Genomic DNA, 13,907 nt, shown 5'->3' on the forward strand with positions numbered 1-13,907 from the left:
GTCAACGCCCCGTTCCGTCACGGTTCCGTTCCGTCGAGCTCCCTGCCGTCCCGGTCCGTGCCCCCGCGGTCCGCCGGGCTGCCCCCGGACGGCCCCGCGGCCGACGGCCCGTCTGTCGTGCCGGCTGTCGTGCCGTCCGTCGTACCCGCCGTCACGGGTGCCGTCACGGGTGCCGTCGAGCGGGCCGCGTTGAGCGCGTCCACGGCGCCGCGCGCGTCCCCGACCGTGGTGTGGTCGACGGCGATGAAGGTGACCGGCCGGCCGCGCTGCCGCTCGCAGGCCCGCACCCGGGCCAGGACCCGGCGGCTGCTGTTGGCCTCGCCCGCGTCGAGCCGGCTGCCGCCCACGGTGACGAAGTGGTTGAGGAGGAAGAGCCGCTTGTCCGGGCCGCCGTGGTCCGGCGTGCAGGACATGTCCTGCGGCCTGCGGAACGCGTACGGGGTCTGCGTGCCGTAGCGGTGGAAGTTGCGGTACCAGGGCGCGGGACCGTCCGCCTTCTCGGCGAACACCACCAGCCGGTGGCCGCTGTCGACCATCTCCCCCAGCGTCGGCCAGGGCTGCCCCGGGTCGTCGTCCGGCGCGTACAGCAGATGTTCCAGACCCGCCTCGCGGAACGCCCGGACGGTGTCCCGGGCACGGATGCCGTCCTGCACGATCAGCGTCACGACCTCGGTCGGGTGGGCCTCCAGCCAGATCCCGATCCTCCGGAGCGCGGGAACCAGGGCGACCGCGCCGCCGCGGCAGACCGAAGGGCACAGCCACAGTCCGCCGCGGGGCGGGTTGAGCCGCTCGATGCGCGGGGAGAGGCCGTTCCGGTTGCCCGGGGTGAGGCCGGACTTCTCCCGCCGTTCGGCCACTCGGCCGGGCGTCTCCCAGGTGTGGGTGTCGATGAGCAGCGCACGGACGCCCGCGTCGAGCCGGCCGGTGATGCCGGGGTCCTGGAGCGGGCCGATGAAGCGGTCCTCGGGGGTCGGCACGGCGTTGTACTCGGCGAGTTGGGCGACCTCGTCGTAGCGCCGGTCGCACAGCGCGGACGAGCCCTGGCAGCGGCGGGGCGCGGAGCCGCCCATCGCCGCGGGCGCGAGCGCCGCGCCCAGGCTGCCGAGCACGGCGACTCCCGCCGTCACCGCCCAGACCCGGGGCGAACGGGGCGTCACCGCCCCGGCCCGGCGCCGCCCGGAGGCGCCCCACACCTGGCCCGCGGCGACGAGCAGCAGCCCGGCGGCCAGGGGTACGACGGCGGCCTGCAATCCGGCGGTCATCAGCCGGTCGGCCGCCGTGGTCTGCACATCCTCGACCAGTCGTGCCAGCGACCGCGGCCAGTGCGGGGAGGGGGCGACCATGGCGTGCGGGGCGAAGAGCCGGCCGGTGCCCACGGCCGCCGCGGCGAGCGCCCCGCCGGTGGCGAGGGCGGCGCCGAGCGCGGTCAGCCGGCGGGCGACGCTACCCGGTGAGGCGGCCCAGAACACCAGCAGCGCCAGGACGCCGAGGAACACCGCCAGGGTCTGGCCGGGCCCCAGTCCGAGCAGGGTGAGGGCCCGCGCCTTGCGCACCAGGGCGAGCCCCTCGGCGCCGGGACGGTCGAGGCCGCCGACGGCCCGCGCCGCCCCGGAGCCGTGGTGCGCCTGCCGGCCGTCGGTGATGCCCCGGCCCCCGGCCGCCCCGGAGCCGTCCGGCGCCCGCGGTCCGGCCGTTTCGTGTGGTCCGGCCGGGCCGTGCTCCGGACCGGAGCCCCGGCCGAATTCCGCCGCGAGCCCGTCGAGGCCGGGTGCGGGCTGTTCCTCCACCGCGTCGAACAGGTCCCCGAAGTAGATCCGGATCAGGTCGTCCAGGTTGGCCAGCACCGGTTGCAGATCGGCCGTCATCCGCAGTGCGGGCCGGTCGCCGCGCAGATAGCCGACGGCGTTGTCGATCTGCTGGTCGGTCAGGGCCCGGACGGCCGTGGGCGGCAGCACCGCCTTGAGGTTGGAGGTGACCACGCCCTGCGGTACGGGGAGCCGCGCCAGGAGCTGCTGGGCGACGTCGGAGGACCCCGGGTCGACCAGCACCTCGTCGTAGAGCCGGTCGTACGCCCGCTGTTCGTCGAGGACGTCCTGGTAGTAGCCGCGGTTGAGGGCGGTGCTGCGCACCGTGCCGGCCGCGACCAGGACGACGGTGGAGATCACCAGGACGGCGCAGGCCGTCCACCGCACGACGCGGCGGCGCATCGGCCGGCGGGACAGCGCCGTGCTGCCGACCGGCGCCGGTACGGGCGTGCGACTCATGGTCCCCTCTCCGCGGTCTCCCCACCCCTCGACCCTCGGAGGTGCCGGGCGGGACGGCCAGTGGTGGGGTCCGAGCGGGTGAGACACGGCGGGGGATCCGTACGCCGATGGGGTCGGCGGGCCGGAAGGGAGGTTTGGAACGGCCGGCCGACGCCCACCCGGCGCTTATGGACACCAGGACTCCGCCACCCGGCCCCGGCAGGCCGCCCGGCGCTGGGAGAGGGCCACGGCGGACCGGCCGTTCCCCGGCCGCGCACTGGGGCGAGTGGGCACCGATGATCGTCATCGGGCTGGCCGTCGTGGCTTTTCTCGCGTACTTCCTGGCGCGTGTGGTGGGCTGAGCCCCGGCCCCGCCAAGGGGCGTCGCCCGCCGGGACGGTCACCCGACGTCATCCGGGCCCGGACCGGCCGTCGGTGCCGAGCCGCTCACCCTCGCGGCCCCGGCCCGCCAGCCGCTCGCCCCTCATCCGCCCGGCGCCGACCACCGAGACGCGGCCCTGCCGACGGCTCGGTCGACAGCCCTTCCACGGCCCGGTCGGCGGCTCGGTTCGCCCTGTCCCACCGGGGCGCCGTCGCACCTCACTCCGCCATGTCGACCAAGCGCCGCGCTGCCGCCACCACGGCCGCAGCATCGATGCCGGCCGCGCCCAGCTGTTCGTCCGGCGTCGCCGACCCGGGCATCGAGCGGACGGCGAGCCGCGTCAGCCGGGGCACCGGGCGCCCGTCGGCGAAGGCCTCGGCCACCGCGTCGCCCAGGCCGCCCTCGGGGTGGTGGTCCTCGACGGTGATCAGGCAGCCGGTGACCTCGGCGGCGGCCCGCAGGGTGGCGGTGTCGGCCGGCTTCAGCGAGTACAGGTCGATCACCCGCGCCGGAATGCCCTCCTCGGCGAGCGCGTCCGCCGCGGCCAGCGCCTCGTGGACGGTGACCCCGGCCGCCACCAGGGTGACCCGGTCGGCGTCCGAGGAGCGCAGGACCATGCTGCCGCCGACCGGGAACTCCTCGTCGGGACCGTAGACGACCGGGGTCTCGCCGCGGGTGGTGCGCAGGTAGCCGACTCCCGGGCGGTCCGCCAGCGCGGCCACCAGGCGGGCGGTCTGGTTGGCGTCGCACGGGTAGAGCACCGTGCTGCCGTGGATCGCCCGGAACATCGCCAGGTCCTCCAGGCCCATCTGCGACGGACCGTCCTCGCCGATGGCGACACCCGCGTGCGATCCGACGACCGCGAGCCGGGCGCGGCTCACCGAGGCCATCCGGAGGAAGTCGTGGGCCCGGGTGAGGAACGCCGCGAAGGTCGCGACGAACGGCACCCAGCCGCGTGCCTGCATGCCCAGCCCGGTGGCCACGAGCTGCTGCTCGGCGATGTAGCACTCGAAGTACCGGTCGGGGTGCTCCTTGCCGAAGAACTCGGTGCGGGTGGAGTCGCCGACCTCGCCGTCGACGGCCACGATGTCCTCCCGCGCCGAGCCGAGCGCCGCCAGCGCCTCCCCGTACGCCGTACGGGTCGCGGCCTTCGAGCCGAGGTCGTAGCGCGGGAGCTCCAGGGAGGTGGCGGGCCGCTGCGGGGCGCGGACCTCGGGCGGCGGGTGCACCTCGACCGTCAGGTTCCGGATGCCGCCCAGCTCGGCGATGGCCTCCGCGGCGTCCGGCAGCGGCTTGCCGTGGAAGCCCTCCCGGTCCTCGACGGCCTGCACACCGCTCCCCTTCAGGGTCCGCGCGATGATCGCGGTGGGCCGCAGTGCCGTGCTCCGGGCCTCGGCGTACGCCTCGTCGATCGCGGTGACGTCATGACCGTCGATCTCGACGGTGTGCCAGCCGAAGGACTGGATGCGCCGGGCGTAGGCGTCGAGGTCCCACTCGTGGCGGGTGGGGCCCCGCTGACCGAGCCGGTTGACGTCGATGACGGCGGTGAGGTTGTCGAGCCGCTCGTGGCCGGCGTGCTCGAACGCCTCCCACATCGAGCCCTCGGCCAGCTCGCTGTCCCCGCACAGCACCCAGACCCGGTACGGCAGCCGGTCGAGCCGTTTGCCCGCCCAGGCGACGCCCGCGCCGACGGGCAGCCCCTGGCCCAGCGAGCCGGTGGCCACGTCGACCCAGGGCAGCACCGGGGTCGGGTGGCCCTCCAGCCGGCTGCCGTCCTTGCGGAACGTCAGCAGCTCGTCGTCGGGGATCGCGCCCGCCGCCCGGTACACGGCGTAGAGCAGGGGTGAGGCGTGCCCCTTGGAGAAGATCACGTGGTCGTTCCCGGGGTGCTCCGGCCGGTCGAAGGAGTACTGCAGGTGGCGTGCCAGCAGTACGGCCATGAGGTCGGCCGCCGACATCGACGAGGTGGGGTGACCGGAGCCCGCGGCGTCGGCGGCGCGTACCGCGTCGACGCGGAGCTGCCGGCCGAGCTCCCGCAGCTGTTCGAGGTCCATGGCGCTCCTCCGCGCTCGGGACTGCCGCGAGTACCCCACCGGCGGGCCTCCACACCGGAAAATGCGGATCAATCCCCAGGGCGCGCCTGGAACCGATATTCGGTACGGTTTCCGACCTCTGTGCGATTACCTAGCCCTAATGAGGGTGGCGTAGGGTAGCGAAGCAACCAACTGCCCGTTTATGTACGCGTGTTGACGGTTAGCCTGCGGTGCTGCGCCCCGGTATTCCATGCCGGCTGATCGAGAGGACTGCGATGCCTGAGCCCCCCACCCATGCCGCGCGACCGGAGCCGCGCCGGCCCACGGCGCCGACGGGGAAGAGGCACGGCAGATCACCGGCCCAGGACGGGGCGGCCGACTCCGCCATCAGATCCCGGATGCAGCGCCTGGCCCTGCTCCCCGCGTTAGGCGTCGGAGCCGTGTCCACCGCCACGACGGTCTTCGTCCTCCGCTCCCAGGAGGGCTTCGCGGACGGGACGACCTGGGGCGTGCTGGCCGGGGCCGCCCTCCTCGGCTGCGGCGCCCTGGCGGGCGGCGCGGTCGCCGCGAACGCCGAGGCCCGCGGCACCTCCCGCCGGTACACGGCGTTACGCCGGGCCGGCGCCCGCGGCCAGGCCGACCTCCACGACCTCTTACGGCGTCTGGGCCAGGGTGAGCGCCTCCAGCCCCGCCCCCAGGCCCCCCTCCCCGAGCCCTCGGGGGACTCCCTCGATCTGCTGGCCCATGAATTCGCCCTGGCCCAGCGCCAGGCCGAGACGGCCGTCGTGCAGGCGGCCCAGCTCGTCCGCGGCAAGTCCGAGGGCAGCGAGGAGAAGGTCGAGGTCTTCGTCAACCTCGCCCGCCGCCTGCAGTCCCTGGTCCACCGGGAGATCGAGCTCCTGGACGAGCTGGAGAACGAGGTCGAGGACCCCGACCTGCTGAAGGGTCTCTTCCACGTCGACCACCTGGCGACCCGCATCCGGCGGCACGCCGAGAACCTCGCCGTGCTCGGCGGCGCCATCTCCCGCCGCCAGTGGAGCCGTCCGGTCACCATGACCGAGGTGCTGCGCTCCTCGATCGCCGAGGTCGAGCAGTACTCCCGGGTCAAGCTGGTACCGCCGATCGACGGCACCCTGCGCGGCCACGCCGTCGCCGACGTGATCCACCTCCTCGCCGAACTCGTCGAGAACGCCACGGTGTTCTCCGCCCCGCAGACCCAGGTCCTCCTCCGCGCCCAGCGGGTGTCCGCGGGCCTGGCGGTCGAGGTCGAGGACCGCGGTCTGGGCATGCCGCGCGAGGAGCAGCTGCGGATGAACGCGCTGCTCACCGACCCCGACCGGATCGATGTCGGCGAACTGCTGCGGGACGGCCGCATCGGCCTGTTCGTGGTCTCCGCACTCGCCCGCCGGCACGGCATCGCGGTCCAGCTGCAGAGCAACATCTACGGCGGCATCCAGGCGGTCCTGGTACTTCCCCAGAGCCTGCTGGGCGACCAGCCCGGGGAGACCACCCCGGCCGCCGCACCGGCGGCAACGGCACCGCACGACGCCGCGTCCCCGCTGCCGCCCGCCGCCCCGGCGCCGTCCGCTCCCCCGGTGCAGCCCGCTCCCCCGGTGCAGGCCGGGGTCCCGGTGCAGCCCGGGGTCCCGGCCGGGCCCGCGGGGAGCCCGGCGGCGCCTCCGCCCCCGGCCCCGCACCGGGCGGCACCCGGGGCCGCGCAGCCGCCGGTCCCGCCGGGGCACCTCCCGCAACTTCCCGTCCGGGAAAGGCCCGTCCGGGAGGCGCCCGTCCCACCGGCTCCGGTCCGGCCCGCGGTGACCCACGCGGAGACGCCCCGGCCGGCGGCGCCTCAGCCGGTGGCCGGACAGCAGCAGCCGCTGGCGATGCCCACGCCCATCCCGCAGCAGCACGCCCGCGCCGCCGAGCCGCCCCGGCCGGCGCCGCGGCACGGGGGCCCGGTGCCGAGCCCGGCGCACGCCCCGGAGCCGCCGTCGCACCGCGACCGCGGTCCCGTCCATCCTGCCGACGCCCGGGGGGAGCGGCCGCAACTGCCGCGCCGGCGCCGCCAGGAGCACCTCGTCCCGGAGCTCCGGGACGCGCCGACCGCTCGCGGCACGGGGAGTGAGCAGGAGGCGGAGCACGACCCGAATCTGATGGCCGCGTTCCGGCGGGGCGTCAGTCTTGCCGAGGCTCCCGACGCACCCGACGAGGGCCACGCCGACCGCTCTCGCTGAACCGCAGGCTCCAACTCATTCCCCAAGGAGAAGACCACCCTCATGGTGAGCGACATGCGCACCGGCCAGTCCACGGACCTGTCCTGGCTGCTGACCGGCCTCGTCCAGCGTGTACCCCACACTCGCAACGCGCTGCTGCTGTCCTCCGACGGACTGGTGAAGGCCGTCCACGGCCTCGACACCGACAGCGCCGACCACATGGCCGCCCTGGCGTCCGGCCTCTACTCCCTCGCCCGCAGCGCCGGCCTGCGGTTCGGCGACGGCGGTGAGGTACGGCAGGTGGTGGTCGAGCTCGACACCACGCTGCTGTTCGTCTCCACCGCCGGTTCCGGCGCCTGTCTGGCCGTCATGGCCGAACGCGAGGCCGACGCGGCCGTGCTGGGCTACGAGATGGCCATGCTGGTCAAGAGCGTCCGCCCGTATCTGGCCACGCCCGCGCGGCAGCCGGTGGGCGCGCCCCCGGCCGGCGGATCCCCGCACGACGCGGGGCTCTGAGGATGGCGGACGCGCGGGACGGGATGTGGCTGGACGACGCGGCGGGACGACTGGTCCGGCCGTACACCGTCAGCAACGGGCGCACCCGTCCCACCGCGCACTTCGACCTGCTCACCCTGGTGATGGCCACCGGCGCCCGGCCCGGGAACCATCTCGGCCCCGATCACGACCAGGTGCTCGGGCTCTGCGGCGGCCCGATGTCGGTGGCCGAGGTCGCCGCCCACATACGGCTCCCCGCCGTCGTCACCAAAGTCCTCCTGTCCGACCTGGTGGACTGCGGGGCGCTCACCACCCGGGCGCCCCGCACCGTCGAGGCGGCTTCCCCGACCGACCGAGATCTTCTGGAGGCGGTCCTGCATGGCCTTCGCAAACGGCTCTGACCTCGCGCCCACTGCGGACCCTTTTCCCACCGCGCTGAAAATTCTCATAGCGGGGGGCTTCGGGGTGGGCAAGACCACCCTCGTGGGAGCGGTGAGCGAGATCGAGCCGCTGAGCACCGAGGAGTTGCTCACCCAGGTCAGTGCCCGGACCGACAGCCTCGAAGGGATCGAGGACAAGACGACCACCACGGTCGCCATGGACTTCGGCCGGATCACGCTCGACGCGGACCATGTGCTCTACCTGTTCGGCACGCCCGGCCAGGAGCGGTTCTGGTTCATGTGGGACGAGCTGTCGAACGGCGCACTCGGTGCCGTGGTCCTGGCGGACACCCGCCGGCTCGACCAGTGCTTCGCCGCGGTGGACTTCTTCGAACGCCGTGGCATCGGATTCGTCGTGGCGGTCAACGAGTTCGACGGAGGCTTCCACTACGACCCGGAGGAGGTCCGCGTGGCCATGGACCTCAGACCGGAGGTGCCCGTCGTGCTCTGCGACGCCCGGCAGTGCAACTCCGGCACCCGGGTCCTGATGGCACTCGTCCAGCACCTGATCAGCTCTGCCGCGCGTTCCCCGGTGGCCGAGCCCGACCCGCTGCGCTGACCCGACGGCGCAGCCGAATCCGCAGTCCGAACGGAGCCTCCATGTCCACCCCCACCCCCTTCACGCCCTACGACCCGACCGGCCATCTGCTGCTGACCCCGGAGGACGCCGAAGCGACGGCCCGGGTGGCCCGGCTGCGCGAGCTCGGGCTCGGGGACACCCCCGTCCCGGAGTTCGACGACTTCGCGCGGGAGCTCGCCCGGATCACCGGGGCGCCGTACGCGATGGTCAACTTCATCGACGAGCACCGTCAGTACTTCGCGGGCCTCTACACCGCGGGGGACGGCCAGTCGGGGGTCGAGCTGGGGCCGGTGCCGCAACAGCAGCAGCCCGGACGGGTGATGGCGCGGGACCACGGCTACTGCCCGCACGTCATAGTGCGCCGGAAGGCCCTGGTGCTGGAGGACGTCTGCGACTACCCGCGGTTCGCGGGGAACCCCGTGGTGGACGAGATCGGCATCCGCTCGTATCTGGGAGCGCCGCTGATCGACCGCACGGGGATGGCGCTGGGAACGGTCTGCGTGGTCGACCAGGAGCCCCGCCCCTGGGGGCGGCAGGGGCTGGAGACCATCAAGTCGATGGCGGCCGAACTGGTCGGGCGGATCCACCGGCAGGAGCCCGGGATCTGAGGGGTCCGCCGAGGGCGGGGCGGTGCGCTGCCGGGCGGCTGTGAGCCTCCGGACGGTGCGCTGCCGGGGGGCGTGGGCTGCCGTGTGCCCTCGGGGGCGCCGTACGACTTGAGCCGCCTGCCCTCGGGCCCGGTCCGGGCCGCCCCGGGCGCGGCACGCCTCGGCGCGGCTCACAGGGCAGCACGAGAGGTTCGCAGGGCTCCGGGCCCAGCAGGGTCCCGGGGCTCGGGCAGCGGGCCGTTGGCCGCCCATGGCCCCTTCCTGGGCCGCGAGTGGTGCCGTGGGCCCCTCGGCCGGGGCAGCATGCGCAGAGCCTTCCGTGCGGAGGGCCTGGACGCCGGTCGCGTCCCAGCCCCCCGCACGGCTCAGGCGGTCGTCCGCAGCCGGTCCATCCGCACCACGTCGGACAGGCACTCCGACCATTCGCCCTTCGCCTCCCCCATCGCCACCTCGCCGAGGCGGAGCAGCTGGACGTCCGAGGTCCCGGCCGGGGCGAAGATGTGGAAGGCGTCGCGCAGATAGCGCTCGACGGGACGGTCGGTGTACAGGCCGCAGGCCGCGTGGATCTCCATGGCGTTGCGGGCCGAGTCCAGCGCGTACTCGACGTTGACCAGCTTGGCGTTCATCAGCTCCGCGTCGCACGGCACGCCGTGGTCCAGCAGGTCCACCGCGTGGTAGGCGGCCAGCCGGGCGGTCATCAGTCGGGACTGCATCTGGCCGAGCTTGAGCTTGATGGAGCCGAGACCGGCCAGCGGCTTGCCGTACCGCTCCCGCTGCAGGCAGAACGCCGTCGTCTCGTCCAGGATCGCCTGGTGGATGCCGAGGGACACCGCGGCGAGGTTCGCCCGGCCGTAGAGCATGCTCGAGGAATAGGCGACGTTCAGGCCGTCACCCTCCTCGCCGAGCAGGTTCGCGGCGGGGATCCGGCAGTTGTCGAAGATCAGCTCGCCGAAGCTGAAGCCGTGCAGGCCCAGTGTGGGCTGCTGCTCCGCCAGCGAGAACCCCGGGGTGCCGGTCTCGACGAGGAAGGCGGACAGCCCCCGTGAGCCGGGTCCGGTGCGGACGACGACGCCGTGCAGGTCCCCGACGTGGCTGTTGCCCACGTACACCTTGCGGCCGTTGAGGACGTAGTCGTCCCCGTCGCGGACGGCGGTGCCCTCCATGCCGAGGACGTGCCCGCCGGACTGCGGCTCGGTCACGGCGATGGTCGGCAGGCACTCGCCGGCGGCGATGCGGGGCAGCCAGGTCTTCCGCTGGACATCGTTGCCATAGTGGATGATCTTGGCTGTGCCGAGCTGGGAGGCCTGGACCATGGCACCCATGGCTCCGCTGACCCGGGCGAGCTCCTCGATGATGATCGTCTTCGCCAGGTGCCCGGCGCCCATGCCGCCGTACTCCTCATCGACGGTCACGCCGATCCAGCCCTGCCGGGCGATGAGCCGCGAGAGCTCATGGGGAACGCTGCGAGAAGCCTCCATCGCGGCTATTCGGGGCCGTACTTCGCGTTCCGCGAATGCGTGCACGCGATCGCGCAGATCCTGGTGATGGCCATGAGCCAACAAGCGTTCCACGACGAGCCTCCTCCGCGCTTCCCCAGGCGCCCTCTGGGCGCGGGGTCGTTCGTCGGCAGCGACCCGCACAAGGTTCGCCGACCGCAACATCGTCTACAACCCGACGGCGACAGCCAAGATCGTTTATGCCCTTTGGCCGAAACCCTCCGTGTTGCCTTCGTGACTCAACTGTGCGATGCAGCAAGTTTTTTGATCAGGCATCAGGTACTCGGTGGACGCCGGAGGACCGTTGCGATCCGGCCGCCGCGACCACGCCATTGGCCTGCCCACCAGGCAATTGCCATGAGCGCGGCACCCGATCGGGGGCGGCCGGCCGGGCTCCCGGGGCGACGCGGGCGGGCCGGAGAACGGGTCCGCCCCGGATGCTGTGCGTTTCGGCCGCGCCATCAAGGCGCCCGGATGTCCGAAGGGGCGCACTCGCAAGGCCGCGCGCCGCAGACATGGCGATGAGCCCGTCAAACGCCGATCGCCAGTCCGAATCCGGCCAGAACAAGGAACAAACGACCGTAGAGGGCCGAAGCGTCGTCAAAGCCCCCGACGAACCACCCGGCCGCGTACGTTCCCGGATGACCCGGCTGCCACGGAGCCGGGGGGCGATACGGTGAGTGCGTGGCGATCAACGGTGACGAGACGGCGGTAACGGTTCCGGGGGCGGCGCTGCTCATTGCGGCGGCCCCGGTCGGCAAGGGTCGTCTGATGGACGCTGCCGCCGTCCTTCCGGCGCTGGCGGCGGTGCCTCCGCGGGTGCTCACCGGCACGCCCGGGGCCAGCGTCGTCGAGCTGGTGGACCCGGCCGACCCCCAGGTCGTGCTGACCCGGCTGCGCACCGCGGCCGCCTTCCCCGGGCCGCTGCTGATCCATCTCATCGGGCAGTTGACGCTGGACCGCAAGCAGCAACTGCCGCATCTCGCCCTGGCGCGGACCACCGCCACCACCGTGCGCTACACCGGGTTCCCCTGGCACTGGCTGGCCGCCGAACTCCAGCACCGGCCCGCCGGCAGCACGACGCTGCTGGCCGATCTGGTGGCCGACACCGCCGCGTGGTCCCGCCTCCGGGCGTTCCCCGAGGCCCTGCGGGCCGACGGGGTCCGGCTGTTCGGCACCGTGGCTCCCCCGCCGGAGCGCCGGTCGGTCGCCGCCCCCGAGTACAGCCGGGCGGTCTCCGAGATCCTGCGGCCCGCCGCGTCCCGGCCGCCGCTGGAGGATCTGCACCGCCGGGCGGCGGCGATGGCCGGGCTCCTCGACGGCACGCATCTGATGCTGGGTGAGGACGGTGGCGCCGGGGCGTACGGGGCCGCGGGCACCTTTCCGGCGCCGGCTGCCGCCACGGCGCCCGCTCCGGCCTCCGGCACGGCGTTCTCCGCGGCTCACGGCCCGGGACCGGCTTCCGGGTACGCCGCGGCTCCGGGAAGCGCCAACGGCACAGAGGCCACCGGAGGCGCGGGCACCGCGGGATACCCCCAGGGCGGCGGCACGAACGGTGCGGCCGGGAGCAACCCCGGGATGAACGGCTGGAGTCCGAACGCGCGGGACGTGAACGGGCAGAGCGTGAACGGGCAGGACCCGAACGGGCAGGGCGTGAGTGGCCAGGCTCCGAACGGCCAAGCTCCGAACGGCCAGGCTCCGAACGGCCAGGGCCCGGAGGACCGCGGCACCGACGGACACGGAGCGGCGTACGCCGCGTCTGCGCCGGCCCGCCCCGTCCCGGCCCAACCGGTCCCGGCCCAACCGGTCCACGCGCAGCCCGTACCGGCACAGCCCGCTCCGCCCCAACCCGCCCCCTACGGCGGTACGTCGGGTCCGTCGCAGCCTCAGCACACCGCCCACCCGTCGGCGGCGAGCGCGGCCCACACCACCACCGTCCCGGCACCGGCCCCGTCCGCGCCCGCGTATCCGCACACCGGCAGCGGCACCGGCGCGGCAAGCCCCGGCACCGGCGTCCCGGTCCAGGCCCCGGCGCCCGTGCAGCACCCTCCGCGGCCGGCCGCGGATCCCGACCCGCACCCGGCGATCCTCGCCGCGGCGCGTGAGGGGCGGCACGGTGAGGCGGCGGCGATGGCCGCCGCCTGGGAGCAGCAGGCGCTCCGGCTGTACGGCGCGGCGTCCGCGGAGGCCGTGCACTGGCTGGAGGTACGGGCCGATCTCGCCCGTCTCGCCGGTGACTTCGTCCGGTCCTGCGAGCTCTGGACGGCCTCGGCGTCGGCCCGTATGCAGCGGGGCGAGCCCGCGGAGGCGGCGGACGTGGTGGCCGCCGTGGACCGCGCGCACCACTGCTGGGAGCAGGTGGCGGACCCGGCCGCGGCCCGCGGGCTGGCGAACCATCTGCTGGAGATGCGGCGCGCGGTGCCCGGCCCCCGGCCCGGTGCGGTGCAGGCCCTGGAGCGCCGGGTGGAGTCGCTGGACGGCGTCGCCGCGGGCTGACCGTACGCCCGGCGGTCCGTCCGACGTACCGCGAGTCCCGGCAACGGAGAACCCCCGCCACGCGCGGCAGCGGTCAGGGCGTCGCCGTGTGTTCCTGGAGCAGGGCCCGCATCTCCGCGTGGAAGACCTCGTAGCGTGCCCGGAGGGCGTCGCCCGGCCAGTCGGCGGGCAGCAGTCCGGCGGGCAGCAGCGGGTCCGCCATCAGGTGGCGCAGGATCGCGGCGGCCGCGGTGAACTCCCCGGCCGGGTCCGGTGCCTGTTCCAGCGCCGTGTACAGGGCGCGGGCCCGGTCGGCCCACTCGGTCAGGTCCCACAGGGACGCGGCGAGGGCGGCCGGATCGTCGTCGGGGCGGCCGGTGAGCAGGGTGCACGGCCCGGTGACCGAGGGCGGGAGCGGCCGGCGGAGGTTGGCGGGGCGCAGCCAGGTGCCCTCCCGCAGTTCGGCCAGGCGCAGCACGCTCATCTCCTGCCGCAGCGCCGAGCGTTCGGCCGCGGGCCGGGGCTCGGGGGCGACCACGGCGATCTCCCAGTCACCGTCCCAGGGGCGGGTGCGGGGGCTGCGGGCGTCGTCCTGGCGGGCCTGGCGGTGCAGCAGCCGGGCCGTCAGTGCGTAGCCGCCGTCGCGCTGTTCGAGGTCACCGGCCGCGACCATGCGGGAGAGCGCCACCCGGACGGTGCCCTCCGCGATCCCGAAGAGCCGTCCGACCCGGACCAGGGCGCGGGCGGGCAGCAGCGGCGGGTGGTGGCCGAGCAGGGTGCTGAGCACGACCGAGCGGGCGGTCAGCGGCCGCAGCCCGGCGCGTCCCGTGCCGTCCATCCGTGCCGCACCCCCGCTCTCTCTTACATGCTTCCGATGTCTTACATGCTTCCGACGCGCGCAGTGAAACTGTAACGTCCAGGACAGGAGCCGACCACGCCACT

At 74.4% G+C, this 13,907-nt stretch carries 10 protein-coding genes; 6 read left to right on the top strand and 4 right to left on the bottom strand.

Annotated features, from left to right (window positions below; all coding sequences use genetic code 11):
• Positions 1–17: 17 nt before the first annotated feature.
• Together AC3EQ1_RS03290 and AC3EQ1_RS03295 are read right to left on the bottom strand one after the other, a co-directional pair.
• On the bottom strand, positions 18–2,264 hold the full coding sequence (locus AC3EQ1_RS03290; RefSeq protein ID WP_432092698.1) for a phosphoinositide-specific phospholipase C-related protein: 2,247 nt from the start codon (positions 2,262–2,264) through the stop codon (positions 18–20).
• 579 nt (positions 2,265–2,843) lie between these two features.
• The gene (locus tag AC3EQ1_RS03295; protein ID WP_432092699.1) at positions 2,844–4,679 is read right to left on the bottom strand and encodes a transketolase; all 1,836 of its coding nucleotides are present in this window, start codon (positions 4,677–4,679) and stop codon (positions 2,844–2,846) included.
• Between the two features lie 254 nt (positions 4,680–4,933).
• Here AC3EQ1_RS03295 and AC3EQ1_RS03300 point away from each other — a divergent pair, with 254 nt between their 5' ends.
• From AC3EQ1_RS03300 to AC3EQ1_RS03320, 5 genes are read left to right on the top strand one after another with little or no spacing between them, the layout of a single operon-like run.
• The gene (locus tag AC3EQ1_RS03300) at positions 4,934–6,892 is read left to right on the top strand and encodes a sensor histidine kinase (RefSeq protein WP_432092700.1); all 1,959 of its coding nucleotides are present in this window, start codon (positions 4,934–4,936) and stop codon (positions 6,890–6,892) included.
• A 42-nt stretch (positions 6,893–6,934) separates the two neighbouring features.
• On the top strand, positions 6,935–7,387 hold the full coding sequence (locus tag AC3EQ1_RS03305) for a roadblock/LC7 domain-containing protein (RefSeq protein WP_351512395.1): 453 nt from the start codon (positions 6,935–6,937) through the stop codon (positions 7,385–7,387).
• A 2-nt stretch (positions 7,388–7,389) separates the two neighbouring features.
• Positions 7,390–7,767 (top strand): DUF742 domain-containing protein, encoded by a 378-nt coding sequence (locus AC3EQ1_RS03310; RefSeq protein WP_432092701.1) that lies wholly within the window; start codon positions 7,390–7,392, stop codon positions 7,765–7,767.
• On the top strand, positions 7,745–8,365 hold the full coding sequence (locus tag AC3EQ1_RS03315; protein WP_432092702.1) for a GTP-binding protein: 621 nt from the start codon (positions 7,745–7,747) through the stop codon (positions 8,363–8,365). Before AC3EQ1_RS03310 ends, AC3EQ1_RS03315 begins: the two co-directional genes overlap by 23 nt.
• Positions 8,366–8,406: 41 nt before the next feature.
• Complete coding sequence (locus AC3EQ1_RS03320; protein ID WP_432092703.1) at positions 8,407–8,994, top strand: GAF domain-containing protein; 588 nt, start codon at positions 8,407–8,409, stop codon at positions 8,992–8,994.
• Positions 8,995–9,359: 365 nt separating this feature from the next.
• Here AC3EQ1_RS03320 and AC3EQ1_RS03325 read toward each other — a convergent pair whose 3' ends face one another.
• Positions 9,360–10,565, bottom strand: coding sequence for an acyl-CoA dehydrogenase family protein (locus AC3EQ1_RS03325; RefSeq protein ID WP_432092704.1), 1,206 nt, complete (start codon positions 10,563–10,565; stop codon positions 9,360–9,362).
• 609 nt (positions 10,566–11,174) lie between these two features.
• On the opposite strand from AC3EQ1_RS03325, the gene AC3EQ1_RS03330 reads away from it, so the two are divergent.
• Positions 11,175–12,986: a hypothetical protein gene (locus AC3EQ1_RS03330; RefSeq protein WP_432092705.1), complete on the top strand. Its 1,812-nt coding sequence runs from the start codon at positions 11,175–11,177 to the stop codon at positions 12,984–12,986.
• A gap of 73 nt (positions 12,987–13,059) precedes the next feature.
• Here AC3EQ1_RS03330 and AC3EQ1_RS03335 read toward each other — a convergent pair whose 3' ends face one another.
• Positions 13,060–13,803 carry a PaaX family transcriptional regulator C-terminal domain-containing protein gene (locus AC3EQ1_RS03335; RefSeq protein WP_432092706.1) on the bottom strand — a complete coding sequence of 248 codons (744 nt, stop codon included), beginning with the start codon at positions 13,801–13,803 and terminating at the stop codon, positions 13,060–13,062.
• Positions 13,804–13,907: the final 104 nt, after the last annotated feature.

Source organism: Streptomyces sp. bgisy100 (assembly GCF_057709105.1).

Bases quoted from the DNA above. Each gene is read 5' to 3' on its own strand.
- AC3EQ1_RS03295 (WP_432092699.1), bottom strand. From the start codon at position 4,679: ATGGACCTCGAACAGCTGCGGGAGCTCGGCCGGCAGCTCCGCGTCGAC.
- AC3EQ1_RS03310 (WP_432092701.1), top strand. From the start codon at position 7,390: ATGGCGGACGCGCGGGACGGGATGTGGCTGGACGACGCGGCGGGACGA.
- AC3EQ1_RS03315 (WP_432092702.1), top strand. From the start codon at position 7,745: ATGGCCTTCGCAAACGGCTCTGACCTCGCGCCCACTGCGGACCCTTTT.
- AC3EQ1_RS03320 (WP_432092703.1), top strand. From the start codon at position 8,407: ATGTCCACCCCCACCCCCTTCACGCCCTACGACCCGACCGGCCATCTG.
- AC3EQ1_RS03300 (WP_432092700.1), top strand. From the start codon at position 4,934: ATGCCTGAGCCCCCCACCCATGCCGCGCGACCGGAGCCGCGCCGGCCC.
- AC3EQ1_RS03335 (WP_432092706.1), bottom strand. From the start codon at position 13,803: ATGGACGGCACGGGACGCGCCGGGCTGCGGCCGCTGACCGCCCGCTCG.
- AC3EQ1_RS03290 (WP_432092698.1), bottom strand. From the start codon at position 2,264: ATGAGTCGCACGCCCGTACCGGCGCCGGTCGGCAGCACGGCGCTGTCC.
- AC3EQ1_RS03305 (WP_351512395.1), top strand. From the start codon at position 6,935: ATGGTGAGCGACATGCGCACCGGCCAGTCCACGGACCTGTCCTGGCTG.